Origin of the sequence: Streptomyces globisporus (assembly GCF_003501885.1) — a bacterium.
Lineage (GTDB): Bacteria > Actinomycetota > Actinomycetes > Streptomycetales > Streptomycetaceae > Streptomyces > Streptomyces globisporus_D.
Genome location: NZ_QWFA01000001.1, coordinates 1 through 24,761, shown reverse-complemented (window position 1 = coordinate 24,761; position 24,761 = coordinate 1). Strand labels below are relative to the sequence as shown.

Annotated in this window: 13 protein-coding genes; 3 read left to right on the top strand and 10 right to left on the bottom strand. The window is 70.8% G+C overall.

The features are described from left to right. Positions 1 to 39: 39 nt before the first annotated feature. The 5 genes from D3105_RS00065 to D3105_RS00045 form a co-directional block, all read right to left on the bottom strand. Positions 40 to 1,176, bottom strand: a complete 1,137-nt coding sequence (locus D3105_RS00065) for a tyrosine-type recombinase/integrase (protein WP_165890935.1) — start codon at positions 1,174 to 1,176, stop codon at positions 40 to 42. A 480-nt stretch (positions 1,177 to 1,656) separates the two neighbouring features. Further along, positions 1,657 to 2,139, bottom strand: a complete 483-nt coding sequence (locus D3105_RS00060; protein ID WP_240646742.1) for an SUKH-4 family immunity protein — start codon at positions 2,137 to 2,139, stop codon at positions 1,657 to 1,659. 396 nt (positions 2,140 to 2,535) lie between these two features. Continuing rightward, on the bottom strand, positions 2,536 to 3,549 hold the full coding sequence (locus D3105_RS00055; protein WP_118898964.1) for an EcsC family protein: 1,014 nt from the start codon (positions 3,547 to 3,549) through the stop codon (positions 2,536 to 2,538). An 816-nt stretch (positions 3,550 to 4,365) separates the two neighbouring features. Then, on the bottom strand, positions 4,366 to 4,644 hold the full coding sequence (locus tag D3105_RS35070; protein ID WP_240646741.1) for a DUF6389 family protein: 279 nt from the start codon (positions 4,642 to 4,644) through the stop codon (positions 4,366 to 4,368). A 40-nt stretch (positions 4,645 to 4,684) separates the two neighbouring features. Next, entirely contained in the window at positions 4,685 to 6,661 is a 1,977-nt protein-coding gene (locus D3105_RS00045) for a heavy metal translocating P-type ATPase (protein ID WP_118899029.1), read from the bottom strand. 95 nt (positions 6,662 to 6,756) lie between these two features. Here D3105_RS00045 and D3105_RS00040 point away from each other — a divergent pair, with 95 nt between their 5' ends. The 3 genes from D3105_RS00040 (at position 6,757) to manD (ending at position 9,542) form a co-directional block, all read left to right on the top strand. Then, a complete protein-coding gene (locus D3105_RS00040) occupies positions 6,757 to 7,143 on the top strand; it encodes an ArsR/SmtB family transcription factor (protein WP_118898963.1) in 387 nt (128 codons plus the stop codon). A gap of 230 nt (positions 7,144 to 7,373) precedes the next feature. Further along, positions 7,374 to 8,243, top strand: coding sequence for a glycoside hydrolase family 19 protein (locus D3105_RS00035; RefSeq protein WP_118898962.1), 870 nt, complete (start codon positions 7,374 to 7,376; stop codon positions 8,241 to 8,243). Between the two features lie 84 nt (positions 8,244 to 8,327). After that, entirely contained in the window at positions 8,328 to 9,542 is a 1,215-nt protein-coding gene (manD, locus tag D3105_RS00030) for a D-mannonate dehydratase ManD (RefSeq protein ID WP_118898961.1), read from the top strand. Positions 9,543 to 9,592: 50 nt separating this feature from the next. On the opposite strand, the gene D3105_RS00025 is transcribed toward manD, so the two are convergent. From D3105_RS00025 to D3105_RS00005, 5 genes are read right to left on the bottom strand one after another with little or no spacing between them, the layout of a single operon-like run. Further along, on the bottom strand, positions 9,593 to 10,771 hold the full coding sequence (locus D3105_RS00025) for a cytochrome P450 (RefSeq protein ID WP_206272594.1): 1,179 nt from the start codon (positions 10,769 to 10,771) through the stop codon (positions 9,593 to 9,595). Between the two features lie 54 nt (positions 10,772 to 10,825). Then, entirely contained in the window at positions 10,826 to 11,881 is a 1,056-nt protein-coding gene (locus D3105_RS00020) for an MDR family NADP-dependent oxidoreductase (RefSeq protein WP_118898960.1), read from the bottom strand. Beyond that, complete coding sequence (locus D3105_RS00015; RefSeq protein WP_118898959.1) at positions 11,878 to 13,605, bottom strand: phytoene desaturase family protein; 1,728 nt, start codon at positions 13,603 to 13,605, stop codon at positions 11,878 to 11,880. The genes D3105_RS00020 and D3105_RS00015 overlap by 4 nt, the downstream gene beginning before the upstream one ends. Next, the gene (locus D3105_RS00010; protein WP_118898958.1) at positions 13,602 to 15,317 is read right to left on the bottom strand and encodes a phytoene desaturase family protein; all 1,716 of its coding nucleotides are present in this window, start codon (positions 15,315 to 15,317) and stop codon (positions 13,602 to 13,604) included. The genes D3105_RS00015 and D3105_RS00010 overlap by 4 nt, the downstream gene beginning before the upstream one ends. Beyond that, the gene (locus D3105_RS00005) at positions 15,307 to 24,696 is read right to left on the bottom strand and encodes a non-ribosomal peptide synthetase/type I polyketide synthase (RefSeq protein ID WP_118898957.1); all 9,390 of its coding nucleotides are present in this window, start codon (positions 24,694 to 24,696) and stop codon (positions 15,307 to 15,309) included. The genes D3105_RS00010 and D3105_RS00005 overlap by 11 nt, the downstream gene beginning before the upstream one ends. Positions 24,697 to 24,761: the final 65 nt, after the last annotated feature.

The window sequence follows — 24,761 nt, the reverse complement described above, 5'->3', positions numbered from 1 at the left end:
CTCCTCGCCCTTGTAGACCATGCGGCCCCTACGCGCTCGTCAGGCTGCTTCCCAGAGGCCGACGTCGAGGATCCGGGCGGCCTTGGTGATGCTGCCCGGCATCAGGTGCCGGTAAGTGCGGTACGTCTCCTCGATGGACTTGTGGCCCATCCACTCCGCGACGTCGGTGATGGGGATGCCATTGCCGAGGGCGTTCGAGGCGAAGTAGTGCCGGAAGCCGTACATCCCCACCCCTTCCTCCGGCGGGAGGTTCTCGAAGAGCCGCTTCACGCGGCGCCGCTCCATCGGCTCCGTGTACCAGCCGCTGGGGCCGCGCAGCAGGTAGCCGTCCTTCGTGGTGGCATGCTTGGCCGCGTAGCGCTCTATCGCCTCACGGGCAGACCGGGGCAACGGCACCTCGCGGAACTCCCCCGTCTTGCGGTGCTTCAGCTTCGCCGGTTTGTGAGTGTTGGAATGGATCTGCTCGCGCACCCGGTACACGTCCTGGGCCACGACGTTGTGGACGTTCACCGCCCGCGCCTCGCCATTGCGCAGGCCGCATCCCGTCATCATGGCGATCTCCAGTGCGAGGTCCTCGTCGGCGACCGTCAGTGCCTTCTTCACGTAGGCGAGGGACGGAATGGCGACCTGTTCACGCACGTACTCGGGTTCCTGGACTCCTTTCACCGGGTCGTCCGCCATGGCCCCCTTGGCGTACGCATCCCGCAGGATCGTCTTCAGGACCCGGAATATGTTCACCTGGTTTCCCCGGCCAACCCCGTCGGCCTCCATCTCGTCCAGGAACCGTTCGACCACCATCGGTGTGACCGAGTTCAGCTTCCGCGCTCCCAGACGCGGAACGATGTGCACGTTGATCGAGCTGTCGACGTGCTCCCCCGTGGAGTAATCCGTCATCCTGCGCTGCCTCGGCCGCCACTGCCTCGCGTACTCCCCGACCGTCAGCTGACCCAGTTCACGGCGGGCCGCCGCCACCGTCGGCGCCGTGGTCTTCTTCTCCGCGTAGAGCTGCGTAAGGCGCTCGATCGCGTCGTCCTGCGTGCCGTAACCGGACTCCTCGCGCTGCTTGCCCAGTGCATCCCGGAAACGTATCAAGTAGGAGTGCGGGCAGCGGGTGGGCTTGGCGCAGCCGCAGTCCTTGAAGAAGGTACCCATGCCGCGGGCGAGCTGTCGGGCCATGTGTCGTGCACCATCCGTTCCGGCCCAAGAATCATGCTCAGGCGCCGCACTGCAGGTCGCAGGTCAGCAAGCCGGGACACGTCCGGGACGCATGCTGACCGTTTGCTGACCTGAGGGGGGCACATGATGCCCCTGACCTGCGGCAACGCCAAATAGCTAGATCTTGGACTTGAACATGGTGCGCATCATCGGAGTGCTCCCGAGTTTATGGCTCCCTGCCTGCGTTTTTGCAGGTCAAGGGCTACTTTCTCACCCTACAACGAGTCACGTGTCCGGACAGCGTTCCCCGGGTTCCCCAGGATCCACGCTGACCACTTGCTGACTTCTCTGACGCTTCGCCAGGTGGGACCGGGAAGACCTCGCTCACCCTCCCGAGCTCCACCGCGACGACTCCGCAAGCCTACGCAGCACTCCCCCGCGTGTATCCGTGATCGCCGTCACCCCGCCGAGCCGATGGCGATCGCGGGCGGGTGAGGGCCGTCACGTGTAGATCCCGCCTTCGAGGCTGTCGAACAGTTCAACCCATTCGCTGTACTCATGAGCGAACGGCAGCAGGTCCACGAGGCGGATCACGTTGTGGATGGCACCGACTCCCCGCTTCCGGCGGGCGTACTCCTCGTCATCCTCCTCGTCACCGGGCGTGTAGTTTTCGGCGTACCCGACGAACGAGCTGATGGTCTTGGCCCATGAGGACACGTCAGCATGGGCCGGAATCGCTTCCATTGACGCATCGGTGCACTGGTAGATGATCCCTGTGGCCGGGTCAATAACTACGGCATTGATGGGGAAATTCCCGATCTTGATCAGCCTCTCAACCCCCTTGGGGAATTTCCAACCCTGAGATTCCTGCACGGCGCGGCGCCAGATGGAGCCATCCACCTGCACGTCGGCGACCTGGCCGACCAGCTCCGGATCGAACCCCAAGGCCCGCCGGACACGACGCTGGGCGAGCCCCCACCGCACGCCTCCGGACCCGGACGTCTCTGCCGTCCGGCGACACCGACCCCTCGCTGCCGTCCACGACATCGGCTTCGTCCTCGCCGAACTCAGCACCGGACCGCGGCACGAGCACACCAACAGCGAGCTGCACGACGCCCTACGCAAGCAGGCCTGGGCCGGCCGGCACCTGATCGGCGACGCCGACGAGTTCTCCACCTGCCCGGCACCGCTCACCGACGTGGTCCCCGGAGACGAAGGCTCCGGACGCCGTGTGATCGGCGGTCTGATGACCGCGTCGCTCTCGACGGGATCCTGGACCCGTGGTGCCCAGGCCCAGGGCTGGAGCCGGCCTTCCCGCTCGGCGGGACTTCGGCTTCCTCGACGAGCACGCGTACTTGCTGATCTTCTTCTGGATGGCGGTCACGTGTCGTCGGCCGGGAAATCGTCGTCTCCGTGGGTCGCCAGTGCAGCGGGGAGCGGCAGCCCGTACTTGTCGCACAGGAATCTGGTCTGGCAGTAGCGTTGGGCGTCGTCGGCCACCCTGCCGAGGAGCGCCGCATTCATTCCGGCACCGATCAGGACGCCCACGAACGGCACGACCTTGGCGACGTTCTTGACCGACACCCTTGAGCCGGCCGGGCCCATCTGCTGCATCAGCTTCTCAAGAGCAGCGAGGAGGCGGTGGTCCTGGCGGAGATTCTGCGACCAGTTGACGCGTCCCTTGACCGCGTTCGCCGCCCGTGCGGTCTCGTGCAAGGGCTTGGCTTTGGCCGCCTGCGCCATGAAGGACCGCTGTACCAGGCGCTGGATGAACTCCTGTTCCTTGGGGTCTTTGGCGTCGTAGCCGTAGGAGTAGGCGATGCGCGCCGCGATCGATGTGCTCAGGACCTGGACGACGAGGATGTCCGCCGTCATCGCGGCGGGGATACCGGCGACGGGGACCATGGCCAGCAGGCCCATGGCACCGCCTTCGAAAGCGCCGGTCGTCCGCCACTTGAGGGTGTTGCGGCTGAGCAGCCGGTCGCAGACCTTGAGGTCCTGCTGCCGCAGTTCGGTGAAAGTGTCTATGTCGAAGCCTCGCTTGCGGGCGAGCTCCTCGACATTCTTCGGGTCGTTGAGCTCCATGGCCCAGTCGTTGACCAGTTCGAGCATCGCCGCCGCCCCTGCGAGCGCCGGTCGCATGGCCTTGTCGGCGACCGCGTCGCCCGCGCGGCAGATCGGTTTCGTGACAGCCTCCGGCACAGCGTCCGACACCCGTCTCGCGGCCTTTCCCGCGGCCTCTCCCGTGCGGCCGAGGGCGGTGCTCGCCCAGTTCGGCAGACCACGGCGGTTGTTGCGGCGCTGCCAGTGCTCGTTGAGCGTGTCCCACACATGCCCCTCGTACTCGCTCATCGCAAGTGCATCGTCGCTGTGAGGGGCGGCGTACGCGCTCATTGAAGTTCTCCATTTCGACGGTGATCGCCGGGTCCAGTCCCGCCGGTCAGCACACACTGATCCGCATATTCCAGGAACTCGGACGTATCTCGCAGCGGAACGGCCACATAAGCCAGAAGCGCGACTTGGACGACGAGGGCAGTCAGGGTCAACCGGCCGACGCCGCCCGCGCCGTCGCTCTTCGATGAACAGGTTGCCGGTCACCGGAGGGCACCGCTCGAATCACTCTCCGTACGCGCGGCAGGGTGGGAAGAGAGACACAGGGCGGCACTGGACAATCTGAAGCTCAGGGACGTACTCGCGGATGTCGCCTCAGGGGCGTTACAACTGCCCGCCTTCCAGGGGAACAGGAAGTGGGACGACGACCGGATCAGGGCGAACATCGCGACGGTGACGCTGGACTACCCGCTCGGCTTGGTGATGACGCTGCAGACCGGCGGCGCCGCTCGCTTCCGCTCCCGCACGCTCACCGGGGCCGGCCCCGAAGACGATCCGAAGGCGGAACTCCTCTTGCTGTACGGGCAGCAGCGCCTCACCTCCTCTTCCCAGCACCGTGGTTGGACGCCCCGGTGGAAACGTCGGACTCCCGCGGCAAGCCCATCGAGCGCTGGACTGACTCGACATCGAGAAGGCAGTCGGACCGTCCGCCGATCGTGACGAGGCGATCCTGTCCGTCCCGGCCGACAAGGTGCTCCATACCGATTTCAGCCGCACGGTGGTGCTGGATCTGGGCACCGAGGAGGCCGAGTGCGCGGCGGGCCTCTTCCCACTGCACCTGGTCTTCGACGCCCAGCGCGTCAACCGGTGGGAAAGGGGCTACATCAAAGCGGACGAGGAGCGGAACTGGGACCGCTGGGGCCAGTTCGACGATCTGGCCCTCCAGCAGGTCCGCGCCTTCCCTGTCCCGAAGATCCGGCTGGCCGCATCCACCTGGTCCGGGAACACGTCGATGGACACACCGTCCGTCCGCGCAGTCGCCGCGTCCCGGAGCGCCTCCAGCCGGCGGGCCGCCGACGGCGAGGCCGCATCGAGCGCCCGCCCGAGGTCGGAACGGTACGTGGCGGTGTCCGCATCCTGGTGTCCGTCGCGTTTCATGGTCACAACGTAGTGGCCGTACCAAGGACTTCCGCTCGGCTCACGCGATGTCCTTCACCGCGGAGCCGGTCCAGGCGTGCTCGCGGAGCAGCCGCAGCCCGTTGAGGCCGACGATGACGGTGGAGCCCTCGTGGCCGGCGACGCCGAGCGGCAGCGGGAGCGTGCCGATGAGGTCCCAGGCGACCAGGCCGGTGATGAACACCCCGGCGATGGTGAGGTTCTGGACGACGAGGCGGCGGGCGGTGCGGGAGAGGGCGACGACGGCGGGGACGGTGGCGAGTTCGTCGCGGACGACGACGGCGTCGGCGGTCTCCAGCGCGAGGTCGGATCCGGCCTCGCCCATCGCGATCCCGGTGTGCGCGGCGGCCAGCGCGGGGGCGTCGTTGACGCCGTCGCCGACGACCAGGACCCGGCGGCCCTCCGCCTCCCACTCCCGTACGGCGGCGACCTTGTCCTGCGGGAGCAGCCCGGCCCGTACGTCGGTGATGCCGACCTCGGCGGCGAGGTGACGGGCGGCGCGCTCGTTGTCGCCGGTCAGGAGGGTCGGTGGGCGGCCGGTCAGTTCGGTGAGCGCGGCGACCGTCGCCTTCGCGTCCGTGCGGAGCCGGTCCGCGATGGCCAGAAGGCCGACCGGTACGTCGTCGCGCAGGACGAGGACCGCGGTACGGCCCTTGTCCTCCAGCGGCCGGACCACGCGGTCGAGGCCGTCGCCGCCGACGGGGGCGAGGTGGGCCGGGGAGCCGACCCGGATGGTGCGGCCGTCGACGGTGGCGGTGACACCGGCGCCCGGGGCCGAGGTGAATCCGGTCGCCTCGGCCAGGGGGAGCCCCCGCTCGCGGGCGGCCCGCACGATCGCGCGGGCCAGCGGGTGTTCGCTGGCGTGCTCGGCGGAGGCCGCCAGTCGGAGGAGAGCGTTCTCGTCCGGAGCACCGCCGGGCAGCGGGGTGATGTCGGTGACGCGCGGAGTGCCCTCGGTGAGCGTTCCCGTCTTGTCCAGGGCGACGGTGTCGATCTGGCCGAGGCGCTCCATGACGACGGCGGACTTCGCGAGGACGCCGTGGCGGCCCGCGTTGGCGATGGCGGACAGGAGCGGCGGCATGGTGGAGAGCACCACGGCGCAGGGTGAGGCGACGATCATGAACGTCATCGCGCGCAGCAGCGCCGACTGAAGGGTGTCGCCGAAGACGAGCGGGACGCCGAAGACGGCCAGGGTCGCGATGACCATGCCGATCGAGTACCGCTGCTCGATCTTCTCGATGAACAGCTGGGTCGGCGCCTTGGTCTCGGAGGCCTCCTCGACCATCCTCACGATCCGGGCGATCACCGAGTCGGCCGGGTCCCGCTCCACGCGTACCCGCAGGGAGCCGGTGCCGTTGACCGTACCGGCGAACACCTCGTCGCCCGCCTGCTTGGCCACCGGCAGGGGTTCGCCGGTGATGGTGGCCTGGTCGACGTCGCTCGCCCCGGCCAGAACCCGCCCGTCGGCGCCGACCCGCTCCCCGGGGCGCACCAGGATCGTGTCACCGACCGCGAGACGCCCGGTGTCGACGCTCTCCTCCGTGCCGTCGGCCAGGAGGCGGGTGGCCGTGGTGGGGGCGAGGTCGAGCAGGCCGCGCACCGAGTCCGCGGTCCGGGCGGTGGCGACGGCCTCCAGGGCGCCGGAGGTGGCGAAGATGACGATCAGCAGCGCCCCGTCCAGGACCTGCCCGATCGCGGCGGCGCCGAGCGCCGCCACGACCATCAGCAGGTCCACGTCCAGTGTCCGGCCCCTGAGCGCCTTCATCCCCTCCCACCCCGGCTCCCATCCGCCGGTGACGTACGTCGCGGCGAACAGCGGCCCCCACAGCCAGGCCGGACCGCCCAGCAGGTGGACCGGCAGGGCGAGGACGAACAGCACCAGGGCCGCGAGCGCCCAGCGGGCCTCGGGAAGCGCCAGGACGCGGGTACGGCGCCGGGGCGGGGCCGGGCGCGGCCCGTCGGCAGGCGGCGCGGACCGCTGGTCCAGGGCAGGAGGCATGACGAAGAGACCCTTCACGGACGGAGGCGGGGCAACACCTCCACCATACAAGAACATATGAACAGGTCTTCATGTCTCGTCAGTAAGATGGACCCATGGGCCACGGAAGCGAGACCACCAGCAGTGCCACCACCCGCGAACGCCTCGACGCGGTCGGCACCGCCGATGTGGCCGCCACCCTCCAGGCGCTGGCCACCCCTTCGAGGCTGCACATCCTGGCCCGCCTCCAGGAAGGCCCCTGCTCCGTCGGCGACCTCGCCGAGGCGGTCGGCATGGAACCCTCCGCCTGCTCGCACCAGTTGCGGCTCCTGCGCAACCTGGGCCTGGTCACCGGCGAGCGTCACGGGCGGTCGATCATCTACGCGCTCTACGACAACCACGTCGCCGAACTCCTCGACCAAGCCCTGTACCACGTCGAGCACTTGCGGCTCGGCGTCCGCGACGCACCGGCCGAGGCCCCCGAACCCGCCGTCGCCGACTGACCGCACGGAGGGCCGGACGCGCCGTTCACGGGCCGGACGACCCGACGCCGACGTCCACAGCATTCCCCCACTCGACCATTGGTCTATACCTTGACTGGATCATGTCAAGGCGCTTGAGTGTGCTCACACCCCCATCACGGTCGTGACCGGACGCCGCGCACCCCGGTCCGGGCGGCCGTCGTGCATAGAGGAGTGATCGAGTGCTCAGACATCGCATCGCGAGAACGCTCATGACCCTGCTGCTGGTGACCGGGCTCGCGGCGGCGTTCGCCCCGGCCGCCTCGGCGGCCCCGCTCAAAGCCGCCAATCTGTGCGACACGGCACCCAACTGGCAGGCGGGTTCCTGGTACACGGCGGGGACCGTCGTCCGTTTCAACGGCGCCTACTACATCGCCGAGCACGACAACCCGGCCTACGATCCGACCATCAGCACGTGGTACTGGGACCCCTACACCTGCGGCGGCGGCAACCCGCCCACCACCGGCTTCCCGGTCAGCCAGGCGCAGTTCGACCAGATGTTCCCGAACAGGAACTCCTTCTACACCTACAGCGGACTCGTCTCCGCGCTGAGCGCCTACCCGGCGTTCGCCAACACGGGCAGCACCGAGGTCAAGCGCCGCGAGGCGGCGGCCTTCCTGGCCAACGTCAGCCACGAGACCGGCGGCCTCGTCCACATCGTGGAGCAGAACACCGCCAACTATCCGCACTACTGCGACTGGAGCCGGCCCTACGGCTGCCCGGCCGGACAGGCCGCGTACTACGGCAAGGGACCCATCCAGCTCTCCTGGAACTTCAACTACAAGGCGGCGGGCGACGCACTCGGCATCGACCTGCTGAACAACCCCTGGCTCGTCCAGAACAACGCGTCCGTCTCGTGGAAGACCGCCCTCTGGTACTGGAACACCCAGAACGGCCCCGGGTGGATGACCGCGCACAACGCGATCGTCAACAACCAGGGCTTCGGTCACACGATCCGCGCCATCAACGGCAGCATCGAATGCAACGGCGGCAACCCCGCCCAGGTGCAGAGCCGCATCAACAAGTTCCAGCAGTTCACCCAGATCCTGGGCACCACACCCGGTCCCAACCTGAGCTGCTGACACCCTTCACGGCGATCGCGGGCCGGGGCCGACGCCTCCGGCCCGCGACACCACACGAAGCACCTGCGGAAAGAGCACCCACGTATGAAGATCGTCGACGCGAAGGTCGTCGTCACCAGCCCCGGCCGCAACTTCGTCACCCTGAAGCTGACGGCCGACGAAGGGCTCACCGGCCTCGGCGACGCGACCCTCAACGGGCGGGAGCTGGCCGTCGTCAGCTATCTCACCGATCATGTCGCCCCCCTGCTCATCGGGCTCGACCCGCATCGCATCGAGGACACCTGGCAGGCGCTGTACCGGGGCGCGTACTGGCGGCGCGGACCGGTGACGATGGCCGCCATCGCCGCCGTCGACGTGGCGCTGTGGGACATCAAGGCGAAGGCCGCCGGGCTGCCGCTGTACCAACTGCTGGGCGGCGCGAGCCGGGACCGGGTCGGGACGTACGGTCACGCCAACGGGCGGGACATACCCGAGCTGCTCGACTCCGTACGGACCCGGATCGCCGAGGGCTATCCGGCCGTGCGCATCCAGTCCGGCGTCCCCGGACTCAAGGCGGTGTACGGGGTGTCCGACACCGACGACACCGGTGCGCCGGTCCTCCACCAGCAGGCCCGCCCCCTGGTGGAGGACTGGGACACGGCGGCGTATCTGCGCCATGTGCCGACCGTGTTCGAGGCGGTACGCGCGGAGTTCGGGGCCGATCTGCCGCTGCTGCACGACTCCCACCACCGGCTCACCCCGGTCCAGGCCGCCCGGCTCGGCAAGGACCTGGAGCCCTACCGGCCGTTCTGGCTGGAGGACTGCACCCCGGCCGAGAACCAGGAGGCGCTGCGCCTGGTCCGCCGGTCCACGACCACGCCGCTGGCCGTGGGCGAGGTCTTCAACACGGTGCACGACTACCAGGCCCTGATCACCGAGCAGTTGATCGACTACGTGCGCTCAGCCGTGACCCACTTCGGCGGGGTCACCCCGCTGCGCAAGCTCTTCGACTTCGCCGCCCAGTACCAGATCCAGAGCGCGATCCACGGCCCCGAGGACATCTCCCCGGTCGGGATGGCCGCAGCCGTCCACCTCGACCTGGCCGTGCACAACTTCGGCATCCAGGAGTACTCCGGCCACACCCCGCTCACCAACGAGGTGTTCCGGCACGCCTACACCTTCTCCGAGGGCCACCTGCACCCGGGCGAGGCGCCCGGCATCGGGGTGGAACTGGACGAGGAGCTGGCCGCCGCCCACCCGTACGCGGCCGCGTATCTGCCGGTCAACCGGCTCCATGACGGGACCGTGCACGACTGGTGACGTCCGGGCCCGTGCCGGCGACGCTCGCGGCACCCCCGCCTCCCGCAGACCTACCACCTGACGTCCAGGGAGCGGGGGCTGCGCGAGGTCGTGCCGGTGCGCCACGCGATCGGGTCCGCCGGATCGGCCAGGCGCAGATCCGGGAAGCGGGCGGCCAGGCGGTGCAGGGCGAGCTGGAGTTCCGTACGGGCCAGCCAGGCGCCGAGGCAGTAGTGGGGGCCGGCGCCGAAGGAGAGCGTGGGGGCCTCCAGCGGGGCGAACAGGTCGTGGAGCGTGGCGGGCGGGAAGACCTCGGGGTCGCGGTTGGCCATGCCGCAGTCGGCGAGCACGATCGCCCCTGCCGGGATCGTCACCCCACCGACCTCGACGTCCGTGGCGGCGTGCCGGGTACTGCCCCGGTCGTCGCCCAGCGGTACGAGGTGGAGGAGCCGGTCCGCGACGCGTTCCGCGGCCTCCTCGTCGGCCCCGAGACGGGGCCAGGTCTCGCGGCGTTCGCCCAGGAGGTAGAGCAGCGCGTTGCTGAGCATGGTCATCGTGCTGTCGTGGCCGCCGACGACCAGCCCGCACACCAGGCTGACCAACTGCGCCTCGGGAACGCCCCCTTCCTCGTCGGCCGCCGCGACGAGACTGCTGACCAGGTCATCCTGCGGAGCCCGGCGCCGCTCCGCGAGGAGGTCAGCGCCGAACGCGCTGAACTCGTTGAGGACCGAGGCCACTTGTTCGCCCTCGTGGGTGCCGTCGGAGAAGGCGTGTTCGCTCCAGTGCCGCAGCCGGCCCCACGTGGACTCGTCCAGTCCCATCAGCCGGCTGATCACGGCCACCGGGAGAGGGAACGCGAACTCCGCCACCGCGTCCGCCGGTTGCCGTCGTGTTTCCATCCGGTCGAGGAGTTCCTCGACGATCGAGGCGATCCACGGCCGCCAGCGGGCGACGGCCCTGGGGGTGAAGGCACGCCGCAGCGTGCGGCGCAGGCGCAGATGATCCGGGCCGTCCTGGTTGAACATCAGGTCGGGGTCGTTCACGAGGTCCGGTACTCCGGAGAGGGCCGGGGCGTCGGGGGCGTACAGCCGGGCCCGGCCGAAGCGCGGGTCGGAGAGCACCTGGCGGACGTCGGCGTACCGGCTGACCAGCCAGGCGGGCGTGCCGCCCGGAAGCTCCGTGCGACAGGGCTTCCCGGGTTCCTCGAAGCGCAGGCGGTGCATCGGCTCCGTGGGGTCGATGGTGGTCAACGTGCCTCCTGGGACGGGGCGTTGCAGCGACGGCAGGGACGAGGGGCGCCGGGCTCAGAGTTCGACGAGCACCTTGCCGCGGTTGGCCGACCGGTCGCTGTACAGGCTGCCGTAGGCGGCGGGGATGGCGTCGAATCCGTGGTGCAGGGTGTGGTCGCAGACGACCTCGCCGCGGCGGACCCGGCCGCCCAGTTCGGTGTGGAGGTCCTGCCAGTTGCGTTCGGTGAACCATTCCAGGGAGAAGATGCCGCGGACCGTGGCGCGCGGGAACATCAGGTAGGGCAGGAGCCGGGGGCCGGTGTCCTCGTTGCCGACCTGGGTCGCCCACTGCCAGCACACCGCCACCTGGCTGCCGATGTTGAGCAGGGAGAACACCGCGTCGGTGATCGTGCCGCCGAGGTTGTCGAAGTACCGGTCGACGCCGTCGGGGGCCGCCCGGGCCAGCGCCTCGCGCACGGTGTCCGCGCCGTCCCCGTGGCGGTAGACGACCACCGCGTCGAACCCGAGCCCGGTGAGGTAGTCCGCCTTCTCCGGGGACGAGGTGGTGCCGACGACCCGGGCTCCGGCGAGCGCCGCGAGCTGGCCGACGAGGGCGCCCACCGCACCCGAGGCCCCGCTGACGACGAGCGTCTCGCCGGGGCTGATCGTCATGTATTTGGAGAGGGTCCCCCATGCGGTCATCCCCGGGCCGCCCATCACGCTGAGGGCGGTCGACAGCGGCAGGGCGTCGTCGTACCACCGGGGGTCGAGCCTGCGGTACGCCGGGAAGACCATCGGGAACGTGCCGGTCTGCCAGAGTTCGGGGACACCGGTCGAGATCACATGCGTACGCCAGCCGCCGAAGCCCTGCACGACGTCGCCGACGCGGTGGGCGGCGCGCGGTCCGGCCTTCACCACCTCCATGATCGAGTCGGCCCCCATGTGCCGGCCGATGGGCGTGTCGAGGGCGATGCCCTGGAGGTAGGGGTCGACGGAGACGTACAGGGTGCGCAGCAGCATCTCGTCGGGGGCCAGCGTGACGTCGACGTGCTCGACGACCTTCTCGTAGACGCGGTCCACGTCGGGTACGCCCTCCATGTGCTCGCGCACCACCCATTTCGCGATCTTCATGGCTTCCTCTCCGTCGGTGCGGTGGGGCGGACGGGCACGGGGATGACCCGGTGGGTCGGTGGGGGTGCGGTGTCGTCGATCGATGCGGTGAAGGGCTTGCCGTCGTCGCGGCAGACGAACTGCATGACGTGGCGTCCGGCGGCGGCGGCCCGGATGAGGCCGCCGGTGGTGGCCCAGACGCCGGACTGGTAGAAGTCGCGCAGCCCGGGGAGGCCGGGTCCGTGCTTCTTGACCAGCTCTTCGAGCTTCTCGCCGCTCTCCACGAAGGGCTGCCAGCCGAGAACCGTCCCGTCGTGGTTGCCGGTGTAGCGGACCTGGGTGAGGGGGCTGGAGACGTCCCGGACGACGATCGCGTCCCGCAGGCCGGGGTGGCGCTGTTCCAGGAAGCCGACGAGCGCCTCGCGGGCCCGCCGCTTCGCCGCGTAGTAGCCGCGCCCGTGGCGTACGGGCAGCGTGTGCAGCTCCTGGCCGCCGCGGGTACGGGTGACCTGTTCGGGGCCCTCGTCCAGAGCGCGCCAGGGGGCGATGTCGCAGAAGTAGGTGGCGTAGACGACGGTGGTGCCGTCCGGGGACAGCTCGGGGTAATGGCGGCTGCGGAACTGGACGTTGATGCTGGGATGCCGGATCCCGGTCAGCTCGGCCGCCAGGGCCTCGTCGATCAGGTGCGTCGTGCAGGGGTCGCCCTCGGGGAAGGGGCGGGAGAGGCCGAGGAAGAGGGTGAAGTAGCCGGGGAAGACCATGCCGGGCTCGTGGATGGTCTCGGTGTAGAGCTTCCGGTAGCCCTCGCCCAGGTAGGCGCCCTTCAGGAACTTCATCGTGGTGGTGTAGCCGTCGCAGGCCGAGACGACGATGTCGGCGCGGAGTTCGCCGCCGTCACTGAGCCGGACGCCGACCGCCCGGTCGTCCTCGACGATCACCGACTCGACCTTCGTGTTGTACGAGATCTCCCCGCCGAGCCGCCGGTAGCGGGCCTCGATCGACTCGGCGAGACCGAGCGAGCCGCCCTCGGGCACGCCTGCGGAGAGGTTGGCGTGCGAGGCGAGCTGGAAGTGGAACGGAAGGACGGGGAAGGCCGGGTGCTTCTCGTACAGGATGAAGTTGAAGGCCTCCCGCAGGAGAGGGTCCTTGAAGCGGGCCGAGAATTCGGTCATCAGGACGGTGATCGTGGTCCGTACGGCGTTGAAGTACGGGAGGAACGAGGCGAGCATCCGCCACCGCTCCCGGCGCCCCATCAGGCCGACGGGTTTCAGGAAGGGGTAGACGGCCAACGCCTTGCGGAAGCTGCGCAGTTGCCCGCAGAACTTCCGTACGAGGCGGGCGTCGGCCGGTGAGATGCCGATGAGGTGGGCTTCGAGACGGTCGGGGTCGGAGTAGAAGTGGACGGCCCGGCCGTCGGTGCCGCGCACGATGTTGAAGACGTCGAAGTGGCGGATCTCCTTGCCCTGGAGGGCGCCGAGCTCCAGCCAGATCCGGTGCATCTCGTTACCGGGGCCGCTGCCGAGGAGCCAGCTGACGCAGGCGTCCAGGGTGAAGCCGCCACGCTCCCAGGCGGTGCAGCAGCCGCCGGGAATCTCGTGCATCTCCAGAATCCGAGTGCGGTAGCCGTTCATCCGGGCGTAGCAGCCGGTGGAGAGGCCGCCGAGCCCGGCCCCGATGATGATCATCGTCTCCCGGGGGCCGCGCGCGCCGCCGTCACGACGGGGCCGGTTCCTGTCGTCGCTCATGACCCCTCGCTCTCCCGCGCCGACCACCGGTCGAGCTGCGGCAGGTGCCCCAGCTTCCCGGGGTGCCACGGCTCGTCGCCCTTGCTCTCCCAGGCCCGGAATTCCAGGCCCAGTTCGCGGCAGAGGTACTGGACGGCGAAGCGGCCGGTGGAGGCGGCACGGATCAGACCGCCCATGCCGACCCACTGGCCGGCCATGGAGAAGCCGCTCAGTCCGGGCAGCCGCATTCGGTCCTTGCCGACCAGGCGCGCGGCGACGTCATCGGCGTCGGAGAAGGCCTTCCAGGCGAGGATGGAGCCGCCCAAGTTGCCCGTGTAGCGGTGGTTCGTGGCGGGGGTCGCGACCTCCACCATCTCGATGCGGTCGGCGAGGCCGGGGGTGCGGCGCTCCAGGAAGTCCCGGACGAAGTCGGCGACTTCGCGCTTGCGGCGGCGGTATTCCTTGCGGTCCCTGGTGCGCAGATCCTTCCAGTGGGCGTAGTCGCTGAAGTACGTGCAGTGCAGGACGGAGCAGCCCGGTGGGGCGAAGCCTCCCGAGTAGCGGGAGCGGGCCTGGACGACGAGGCTGTCCTGCAGTGCGCCGGGGAGGTGGGCCGCGTCGTCCGGGCCGAGGAGGTGGGTGGTGCTGTGCGCCTCGCCGGGGTCCAGGTCGCCGCGCAGGCCGACGAAGGCGGAGACGACAGCGGGAAAGAGGGTGCCGGGCCGGTGGAGGAGATCGGTGTAGAGCCTGTCGATGCGCGGGCCGGTGTACCGGCCGCCCAGCAGTCCGTAGACGGTGGTGTGCCCGTCGCAGGCGGACACCACGTGTTCCGCGAAGTACCGCCTTCCACCACGTAGTTCGATGCCGATCGCCCGGTCGTTCTCGACCAGGATCCGTTCGGTGCGGGCCCGGTAGGTGATCGTGCCGCCCAGACTCCGGTAGCGCTCCTCGATCGACCGGGCGAGGCCGAGCGAACCCCCTTGGGGGAACCCGGCGTTGCCGTGGTGGGCGGCGGCCAGGTTGAAGAGGTACGGCAGCAGCGGGAAGCCTCCCGGGTCCTGGAAGAAGATGTTGCGGAACGCCTTGCGGAGCAGCGGGTCCTGGAACCGGTCGGCGAACACGTGCATCGGGGTCGCCGCGGTCCGCCAGAACAGCCGGAAGGCGGGGAGCACCGTGCGCAGGGTCTCGGCCCGTTCCCGTACGGTCCGCAGGGCCGGCGCGGTCAGGAACGGGTACAGCTCGATGTCGATGAACCGCCGCAGATCCCGGGTGAAGGCCCGGATGAGCGGGGCGTCGGCAGGCGAAAGGTCCAGGAGGTGGGCCTCCAGGCGGTCGGGGTCGTTGTAGAACGTGACCGACCGGCCGTGTTCGTCCTCGACCTTGTTGAACAGCTCGAAGTTGGTGACGGACTTGCCGTCCAGCGCTCCGAGTTCGGCCCACACCTGGTGGGCGTCGTTGCCGGGGGCGGTGCCGATGAGCCATTCGATGCAGTAGTCGAAGAGGTAGCCGTCGCGCGACCAGGCGGTGCAGCAGCCGCCGGGCAGTACGTGCTTCTCGAAGACGCGGGTCCTGGCGCCGCTCATCTGCGCGTAGCAGCCGGTGGAGAGGCCGGCCACGCCCGCGCCGATGACGATGACGCGGGGCGGGGTGCCGGGGGTGCGTTCCCTGGTCGTCCAGTCGGAGGAATCGGCCGGGCCGGGTCCGGTGGCTCGCGCCGTGTCGTCATCCGTCATGGGACGCCTCCCCGGCGATGGCCGAGCGCACCAGTTGGGCGTTGCGGGGCAGGTGTTTGGCGTCGAGCAGGTCGGCGTGGACACCGGAACCGCGCAGGACGGCGGTGGCGCCGGTGGAGCTGCCGTGCCAGGTGCCGTGCTCGCCTGCGGCGTAGAGGGCGGCCTTCTGCTCGTCGGTGATGACGGTGACCGTCGCGGCGACCGTGCCGGTGTTGGGGGTGCGCCCGCAGAACGCGAGGTACTCGGCGGCGTGGGCGAGGGTCTCGTGGGTGACGGCGTCGGAGCCGGTGTGTTTGCGTACGTGGTCGGCGAGTTCGGCTTCGAAGGCGGCGATGCCGGAGGCGTCCGGTTCGTAGGCGGTGAGGATGCGGCGGGAGTCGAGGATGACGACGTGGGCGACGCGGCGGCCGCGCCGCTCCAGCTCCTTGGCCGTCTCGAAGGCGAGGTTTCCGCCGAGGGAGTAGCCGAGCAGCACGTAGGGCCCGTCGGTCCGGTCGGCCTCGACCAGGTCGGCGTACCGGGCGACCTTGTCGTCGCCGGGGAGGTAGTTGAAGCCGACGACGCGGTGGTCGGGCAGGTGAGCGGCCAGGCCCCGGTAGACGAGTCCGTGGCCGCCGGCGGGAGGGAAGCAGAAGAGGGCGGGGTGCTGTCCGGCGTTGAAGGTCAGGCTGGGCAGTTCCTCGACGCTCGCCCCGAGCAGGACGTCCTGCACCGTGGCGGCCATGCCGTGGAGGGTGGTGACCTGATAGAGCCTGCTGACGGGGACGCCGACGCCGAACTCGGTGCGCAGATGGTGGAGAAGCTCGATGAGCTTGATCGAGCTGCCGCCGAGTTCGAAGAAGTCGTCCTCCAGGCCGACCTGTTCGCGCCCCAGGAGCGTCTTCCAGTGCCGGGCGACGCTCACCTCGTACAGCGTCACGGGCTCCTCGTGCGGCCGGTCGCCGGCCTCGGACCGTGGGGCGGGCAGGGCGGCGGTGTCGACCTTGCCGTTGGCGGTGAGCGGCAGGGCGGACAGTTCCGTGAAGTGGGACGGGATCATGTACGAGGGCAGTGAGCGGGCCAGATGGCGGCGCAGGGCCCGGACGTCCAGGGCCGCGCCGGCCTCCGGTACGCAGTAGGCGCAGAGGGCCGCGTCTCCCCCGGCGTCGGTGCGTACGGCGACGACGGCCCGGGCGAGCGGGGGCCACCGGGCGAGGTGCGCCTCGATCTCGCCGATCTCGATGCGGTGGCCGCGCAGTTTGATCTGCCCGTCGGTCCGGCCGAGCAGATGGGCCCGGCCGTGCGCGTCCCAGCGGGCGAGGTCGCCGGTGCGGTAGAGGCGTTCGGAGCGGGCGTCAGCGGCTCCGGAGAGCGTACGGGTGACGAAGCGTTCGCCGGTCTGCTCGGGGTCCCCGGCGTAGCCGAGGGCTACGCCGTCGCCGCCGATCCAGAGTTCGCCGGGCACTCCGGGCGGGACCGGCTCGCCGTGGGCATCGAGGATGTGGAGGGCGCTGTTGGGCAGGGGGCGGCCGATCGGGACCATCACGCCGGGTTCCAGGTCGTCGACGGGCCCTTCGAAGTACGCGCTGTCGATGGTGGCCTCGGTGAGGCCGTAGGAGTTGACGAGGCGGGTGCCGGGTCCGCACAGCTCGGACAGCCTGCGGTACTCCCCCACACTCCAGGCGTCCGAACCGACGACCAAGAGCCGCAGGAAGTCCAGCCGCAGCCCTTCCCGTGCGCAGTGGTCCATCAGTCCGCGTACGACGGCGGGAACGAACTCCGCGCAGTCGACCCGCTCCTGGCGCATCGTGCGGTAGAGGCGGGTGGTGTCGAAGAGGAGATCGCGGTCGGCCAGGACCAGTGTGCCGCCCGAGCACAGGGCACGCACCAGGTCGCCGGTGAACACGTCGAAGGAGGGTTCGGCCATCTGGAGGTGCGTCGTCACGTCGGTGTCCAGCCGGTACGCCTGCCGCCATGCGGCGTGGGCGGAGGCAAGGTTGCGGTGGCTGACGCGGACGGCCTTGGGCCGGCCGGTGGAGCCGGAGGTGGTGATGACGTACGCGGGCGAGTCCGGTGCGGCCTGGGCCGCCGGTCCTTCCGGGTGCGGTTCGGTGCGGGCGAGGGCGGCGAGGGTGAGCGTCGGGACGGTCGGCACCCCTGTCGCCCCGGGCCCGGCGTCGTCGGCGACGAGGACGAGCTGCGCTCCGGTGGCCGATACGAGATGGGCGACCCGGTCGGCGGGCTGGTCGGGACGGAGCGGGAGGTAGGCGGCACCGGCCTTGAGCACGGCGAGCAGGGCGACGATCAGCTCGGGCGACTTCTCCAGGCACAGCACGACCACGGAGCCTTCGCCGATCCCGAGCGTCCGCAGACGGGCTGCGGTGCCGCCGGCCTGCCGCTCCAGCTCCGCGTAGGTCAGCCGGTGTGCCTCGCCGTGCGGGGAGGGTGTGGCGACGGCGACGGCCGTGGGGTGTTCGGCGGCGGCGCGGGCGATCAGCGCGTGGACCGGGGTGAACGGCTCGTCGTCCCGGTGGCCGGTGGACGGCAGGGACGGGCGGCTCCACTCCCCCACGAGCCGCTCCCGCTCCCGGTCGCCGAGCATCGCCAGCCGGGAGGCGGGCCGTTCGCCCGGTGCGCGGGTCATCCGGTCGAGGAGGCGGGTGTAGTGGGCGGCCATGCGGCGCATGGTCTCGGGGAGGAAGAGGTCGGTGTTGTACTTGAACACGCAGTGGAACCGGCCCTCCGCCTCGTCCTCGTAGGCCGACAGGGTTATGTCGAACTGCCCTTCCTCTTCTGGTAGTTCGATGTACTCCAGGCGGTATCCGTACTGCTCGGTGGCCACCTTGTGGGTGAGGAGGATGAACATCGCCTGGAAGACGGCGGAGCGGCTGGGGTCGTGCTGGAGGCCCAGTTCCTCGACGAGGAGGACGAAGGGGTACTCCTGGTTGTCCAGCCCGCCGAGCACGGTCCGGCGGACCTGTTGCAGCAGTTCGGCGACGGTCGGGTCGTCGGACAGATCGGCGTGCAAGGGCAGCGGGTTGACGAAGTAGCCGTAGACGGAGGCGAAGTCCTGCCGGGTGCGGCCGGTCACCGGGCTGCCGACGACGATGTGGTCCTGCCCGGAGTAGCGGTGCAGCAGGAGGTAGTAGGCGCTGAGCAGCACCATGAACGGGGTGACACCGTGCGTCCGGGCCAGGGCGTGGACGCGGGCGCTCAGCGCGTCGTCGAGGACGAAGAACTCGGATGCCCCGTTGTGGGTCTGGACGGCAGGGCGTGGTCTGTCGACGGGGAGGTCGAGGAGCGGGACCTCGGCCGGCAGATGGGACCGCCAGTAGTCGAGCATGCCCGCGGCCTCGGGGCCGGCCAGGAAGGTGTTCTGGTGGTTGAGGAAGTCGAGGTAGCGGGCCTCGACCGGCGGGAGCCGGTGCTCCTGGTTGCGGCGCAACGCCTCGTAGACGGCGAGGAGTTCCTCGATGAAGGTGAACGTGGAGATGGCGTCGGAGACGATGTGGTGGACGGCCTTCATGATGATCCAGCGGTCCGGCCCTCGTTTGAAGAGCCGGAAGCGGATCAGCGGGTCGTGGGCGAGGTCGTAGGGCTTGCGGTACTCGTCGACGATCGTGGCGTGGATGGTCTCCCAGTCCTCGCCCCGGACGTCGAAGAGGGCGAGGTCGGTCCTGGCCTCCTCGGAGACCCGCTGCACGGCCTGCCCGTCCTCCAGATGGAAGTTGGTGCGCAGCGCGGGGTGGCGGGCGATGAGCCGGCGGACGGCCTCGAACATCAGGTCCGGTTCGAGGGCGACGTTCACCTCGACGGCCCCGCCGATGTTGTACGCGTACCCGTCGGGGTTGAGGTGCTTGAGGAACCAGAGCGCCTTCTGGTTCTGGGTCAGGGGGTACTGCCGCTCGTCGCTGTGGAGTCGGACCTCGCCCGCCGCCCGTCCCGGGTCTTCCTCGGAGGCCAGGGCGGTGAGACCGTCATGGAGCTGGGCAGCGAGTTCCCCGGCCGGGGTGCCGCTGAGCAGGGCGACCACGGGTAGGGCGACGCCGAGTTCGGCGTGGATCCGGGCCCGTAGCTCCATGGCGAGAAGCGAGTCGAGGCCGAGTTCACCGAGGCCGGTCGCGGGGTCGATGCGGTCGGGGCCGGTGCGCAGCACGGTGGCGGCCAGGGCGGCGAACCGCTCGGTGACCAGCGCGCGTCGGGCTTCCTCCCCGGCGGTACGGAACGTGTCCAGGAACCCGTTGCCGGAGGCGGTGTCCGCGGGTGGGGCGGCGGCGGCCGCGAGGTCGGTGACCAGCGGTGGCGGGGAGGGGTACCAGGCGAGGAAGACGGGCCAGTCGACGACGGTGGCGACGACGAGCTGGGCGTGGTCCTGGCCGATGACGCGCTCCAGGACCGCCATGCCCGCTTCCGGGGAGAGCGAGCTCATGCCCCGGCTGTGCAAGTAGTGGTCCGCCAGACCGAGTTCCTCGATCATGCCGGTGGCCCAGGGGCCCCAGTCCAGGCTGAGCGCGGGCAGTCCCTGGGCGCGACGGTGGTGGGCGAGGGCGTCCAGGAAGGCGTTCCCGGCGGCGTAGTTGGTCTGGCCCGCCGTGGTCAGCAGGGAGGCGATCGAGGCGAACAGGACGAAGTGTTCGAGGGGTTCGTCCCGCAGATGCCGGTGCAGGAGGTGGGCCCCGACGGTCTTGGGGTCGTGGACGGCGTCGAAGGCGGGCCGGTCGAGATCGGCGACGAGCGTGTCGCGGACCTGGCCGGCGAGATGGAACACCCCGCGTACGGGCGGCGCTCCGCTGCGCCGGTGGGCGTCGAGCCAGCCGGTCAGGGCGTCCTCGTCGGTGATGTCGAACGTCGCCGGGACCGGCTGTGCGCCGAGCGTCTCCAGCTCGCGCAGCAGGGCCACGGCCCGGCCCTCGGCGGTGGCGGGGTCGGTTCCGGCCCACTTCTCCCGGGGCGGTACGGGGGTGCGCCCGACCAGGACGATCCGGCGGGCTCCCCGGCGTACGAGCGTGCGGCACAGCAGCCGGCCGAGCGCGCCGAACGCCCCGGTGACCAGATAGCTGCCGTCGGCCCGCAGACGCAGCGGCAGCGGACGGGTCAGGCCGCCGGCGGGGCGGAGGCGGGCGGTGCGGCGCCTGCCGTCGCGCAGCGCGATCTCCGCTTCGTCGTCGCTGAGCGCTTCGGCCAGGAGTGCTGCGGCCTCGGCCCGGTCACCGTCGGGTCCGGGGTGTCGCCGGGGGTCGAGGTCGATGAGTTTGCCGGGGTGCTCGGTCAGTTCCTGGTGGCGCAGGACGCGGCCGATGCCCCAGGCGGGTGCTCCGAGGGGTTCGGGTGCTTCGCCGGGCAGGGCGGGCTGGGCGCCCCGGGTGACGATGTGCAGGCGGCCTCCCCCGCCCCGGGCGGACACCGGCCGGGCCAGCGCGATCAGGGAGTAGGCGCCCGCGCCGGTGTGGTCACGGAGGGCGGTCCGGTCGCTGGCGGCGAGGGTGGGGGCGTCGAGGTTCCACAGGTGCAGGATGGTCCCCCGGAAAGGCCCGCCGTCGCGGTCGAGGTCGGCGAAGAGGCGTCGCAGGTCGGCGTCGGATGCGGGGTCGACGGTGTAGGTGCGGCCGTCGGCGGTGGCTGTGTAGGCCGCGCCCCGGCGCACCAGGCGGCAGCGTTCGCCCCGGGCGTCGGCCAGGGCGGCGAAGGCGTCCGCGAGGCCACCGGTGTCGGCGAGGAGCAGCCAGTCCACGTCCTGCGGTGGGGCCCCTGGGTCCTCGGCCGGAAGTGGCGGGCAGTCGGTCCAGACGGGTTCGGCGAGCCAGGAGTCGATCGTGGTGCGGGCGACGGCGGTGGCGGCCTTCTCGACGTCGGCGGCGCGGAAGCCCTCGATACGGCCCAGGGGTGTGCCGTCGTCGGCGTACAGGGCGATGTTGCCGAGGGTGGTGTCCGCGTCGGCGGGCAGCAGGGTGGCATGGGCCCAGAACGGCTGGTCGCCGATGGGTTCGAGGGCGACCTCGTCCAGGGCGAGGGGCAGCCTGATCCCGGTGGCCGGGGCGGAATCCTCGGGGGCTGCCGGGATCAGCGGGGTCAGGAGCGTCTGGAAGCAGGCGTCGAGCAGGACGGGGTGGAGGTGGTGGCCGGCGGCGTCGTCGCCGATCACCCCGGGCGGGCGGATCCGGGCGAGGACCTCGTCGGCGCCGATCCAGACCTCCTGGACGGCCTGGAAGGCGGGGCCGTAGTGGTAGCCGAGGGCGGCCAGCGCGGTGTAGCAGTCGGGCCCCTCGATGTGGCGGCGGGATCTGGCCCGGATCGCGGAGGCGTCGAGCGGCGCGGTGGTGCGGCGGCGCTGGCCGGTACGGACGATTCCGCTCGCGTGGACGGCCCGTTCGCCGTCCTCCCCGGTCGGGGAGGCGATGGTGAAGGCTGCGTTCTCCAGGGAGAGCGACACCTCCACGGTGCGGTCCTCGCCGTCGGGCAGGAAGAGCGCCTTGCGCAGGTCGATGTCGGCGAGGACTGCGGTAGTGGAGCCGGTGAGCCGCAGGGCGGCCTGGGCCGCCATCTCCAGGTATCCGGCGGCGGGGAAGACCACGGTGTCCTGGATGCGGTGGGCGGCGAGGTAGGGCAGGGCCTCGGTGTCCAGGCATGACTGCCAGGTGGGTTCGGTGGCGTCGGTGCGGCGGCCGAGGAGCGGGTGGTCGCGGTGTCCCAGCCGGATTTGGGCGACCGGGCGGGGCTCGGTCCAGTGGCGGTCGCGCCGGAAGGGGTGGCGGGGCAGGGTGACGGGCCTGCCGGTGGGCTGGAGCAGGTCCCAGTCGATGGGGACGCCGAGGGTGTGGAGCATACCGAGGGAGACGGCGAAGCGCTCGGTCTCGTCCTCCCGGCGGCGGATCGAGGGCAGGGTGAGCGCGGACCTGCCGCCCGCGTCGAGGCACTCGCGGATCGCGTGGCCGAGGACCGGGTGCGGGCCGATCTCCAGGAAGACGCGGTGGCCGTCGTCGGCGATGCGGTCGATGGCCGACCGGAAGCGGACCCGGTCGCGGACGTTCTTCCACCAGTAGGCGGCGTCGAGTTCCTCGCCCCGGGCGGTCCCTTCGACGCCCGTCAGATACAGCGGCACTTGGGCGGGGCGAGGCTCCAACGGGGCTAGTCCCTCTAGCAGTTCGCCTTTGATACGTTCCATGCCGACGCTGTGGTAGGGCACTTCGACGGTGAGGAACTTCGCGAACTGCTGCTCGGCCCGCAGCTCCTCGGCCAGCAGGGTCAACGCCGCCTCGTCCCCGGCCAGGGTGATCGCGGTGGGGCTGTTGACTGCGGCGACGGAAACCCGGTCGCTGTAGGGGCGCACCCGGCGCCCGGCCTCGTCCTCGGAGAGACTGACGGCGAGCATGGTGCCCGTGCCGGCCAGCGTCTGCTGGAGGCGGCTGCGGTGCACGACGATCCTGGCCGCGTCCCGCAGGGAGTAGACGCCCGCCGCGTGGAAGGCGGCGATCTCGCCGGTGCTGTGGCCGACCACGGCGTCGGGGCGCACTCCATGGGACCGCCACAGGGCGGCCAGGCCGACCTGTACGGCGAAATTCGCGGGCTGGGCCAGCCAGGTCTCGGTCATCCGGGAAGTGGACTCCTCGGCGGTCAGCTCCTCGATGAGGGACCAGTCGGCGAACTCCCGCAGCGCACGGTCGCACGCGGTGACGGCGTCCCGGAAGACCGGTTCCTCTTCCAGGAGTTGGCGGCCCATCCCCCACCACTGGGGGCCCATGCCGGTGAAGACCCAGACCAGTTTGCGGTCGGCGGCGTCCCGGGCCCGGCCGTGGACGACCCGGGGGTGCGGCTCGCCGCGCTCGTGGGCGGCGAGGGCCTCGTCGAGGGAGGCGCGGGAGGAGTGGACGACGGCCAGCCGTTCGGGCAGGTGCTGGCGGCGGTGGGCCAGGGTGTGGCCGAGGTCGTCGAGGGCCACGGCCGGGCCGTTGTCGCCCGCCAGCTCGGCCCGCATCCCGGCCGCCAGCTCCGCGAGGGCGTCCGGGCGGCGGGCGCTGAGCGGCAGGATGCTCCAGCGCCGCCCGGCGGACGCGGCGGCGTTCCCGGGGTCCGGCGGTATCGGCGTCGGGGCCTCCTCAAGGACGACATGGGCGTTGGTGCCGCCGAAGCCGAAGGAGTTCACCCCGGCGCGGGCGGGCCCTTCGTGGGCGGGCCAGGCGGTGGGCCGGACGGGGATCTCGTACGGCAGGGCCGCCGGGTCGATCGCGGGGTTGAGGTTCTCCAGATTGATGTGGGGCGGGATCGTGCGGTGCCCGATGCTCAGCACGGTCTTGATCAGCCCGGCGATCCCGGCGGCGGATTCGGTGTGGCCGATGTTCGTCTTGACCGAGCCGACGTAGGCGCGGGCGCCCGGGGCCCGTCCGACGGCGAGCGCGCGGGCCAGGGCGTTCGCCTCGATCGGGTCGCCGACCGGGGTCGAGGTGCCGTGCGCCTCCATGTACTGGAGGTCGCCCGGGGTGATGCCCGCCTCGGCGCAGACCCGGCGGATGAGGTCGACCTGGGCGTCGGGGTTGGGCACGGTGATGCCGTTGGTGTGGCCGTCCTGGTTGACGCCGCTGGCCAGGATCACCGCGTGGATCCGGTCCCCGTCCCGTACGGCGTCGTCCAGCCGCTTCAGCGCGACGAGGCCGACGCCCTCGGCCCGTACGTAACCGTCGGCGGCGGCGTCGAACGTACGGGAGCGGCCCTCGGGCGACAGGAACCCGCCCTTCGTCTCGGCGACGGTGTACTGCGGGGCCATGTGCAGCAGGGTGCCGCCGGCCAGCGCGAGGTCGGTCTCCCCGTTGTGCAGGGCCTGGCACGCGAGGTGGACGGCGACCAGGGAGGAACTGCACGCGGTGTCGACGGAGAGGCTCGGGCCGCGGAAGTCGAAGCAGTACGAGATGCGGTTCGAGACCATCGTCATCATGGTCCCGGTCGCGGTGTGGGCGGCCAGCGAGGTGAAGCCCAGGTCGGCGAATTGCAGGATCTTGTAGTCGAGGGTGAACGCCCCGACGTAGACGGCGACGTTGCTCCCGGCGAGGTCGGCGGGGCGCTGGCCGCCGTCCTCCAGCGCCTCCCAGGCCACTTCGAGCAGCTTCCGCTGCTGCGGGTCCATGTGGTCGGCCTCGCGGGGGCTGATGCCGAAGAACGCGGGGTCGAACTCGTCGAAGCCGTCGATGTATCCGCCGCGGCCGCCGACGAGGCGCCCGGGTTTGTCGCGGAACCGGCTGCCGAGGGTGCGGACGTCGTACCGGTCGGGCGGGGTGGGGGTGATGCAGTCCTTGCCCTCCACCAGGTTCTGCCAGAACGTGCGGTGGTCCGAGGCACCGCCGGGCAGGCGGCAGCCCATCCCGATGATCGCCACCTTGTTCCGTAACGCCCGGCTGTTCGCGTCGGCCATTCGAACTCCTCAGGTCGTGGTGCGGTGAGTCGTGGTGGGGGCGGCAGTCACTCCGGGCCGGGGCG